The sequence below is a fragment of the Caballeronia catudaia genome (assembly GCF_001544755.2).
In the GTDB taxonomy this organism is placed as follows: Bacteria; Pseudomonadota; Gammaproteobacteria; order Burkholderiales; family Burkholderiaceae; genus Caballeronia; species Caballeronia catudaia.
In genome coordinates this window covers 1-761 of record NZ_FCOF02000147.1, presented here as the reverse complement: position 1 = coordinate 761, position 761 = coordinate 1, and the positions used below count along the sequence as shown (strand labels likewise).

Annotated in this window: 1 protein-coding gene; it reads left to right on the top strand. The window is 61.9% G+C overall.

Going from position 1 to position 761, the window contains the following annotated elements; genetic code table 11:
* Window positions 1–21: 21 nt before the first annotated feature.
* Window positions 22–761: IS30 family transposase (locus AWB75_RS36515; RefSeq protein ID WP_061127437.1), on the top strand; the 740-nt coding region annotated here is incomplete at its 3' end.

The following is a 761-nucleotide window of genomic DNA, read 5'->3' as shown; positions in this document are numbered from 1 at the left end:
TATCTCGTATAAGGTGTTGCAATGCCCGACAAAACTACTTCATACCAGCACCTTCAACCTGAAGAACGCCTCGCCATCGCAAGCCTACGACTGCAGGATGTGAGCATTCGGGCCATGGCCCGAATGCTCGGGCGCTCGCCGTCCACCGTGAGCCGTGAACTGACACGGAACAGTTCTCCTGCTGGCTACGCATCAGTGCCTGCTCAAGCGCTGTGCGCCTCCCGCCGTAGCGCTGGTCGCCGCCCCGCCAAGCTTTGCCCGCAAAGCGTTTGCTGGCGAGTCGTGCTCACCCTGCTCGAGTGGAAGTGGTCGCCCCAGCAGATATCGGGCACACTTAGGCGCATGTATCCGACCGATCCGACCCAGCACGTATCGCATGAAACCATCTACACGGCTATCTACGCTCAGCCGCGCGGCGAATTGCGCCGCCAGTTGATTGCCTGCCTGCGCCACGGCCACAGCACCCGTATGTCCCGCACGCGCGGTACAGACCGACGCGGGCAGATTCCCGACATGGTCAGTATCCACGTGCGCCCGCCCGAAATCGAAGACCGCCTGCTGCCCGGTCATTGGGAAGGCGACTTTATCAAGGGCGCCGGAAATCAATCCTCTGTTGGCGTGCTCGTCGAGCGCACCAGCCGCCTGGTGCTGCTTGCCAAGATGCAGGACGCAACCGCCGCCTCTGCTCTGGCGGGCTTCTCGGCCAAACTCAATTCGATTCCCGAACCCCTGCGCCAGAGCTTTACGTACGACCAGGGCAA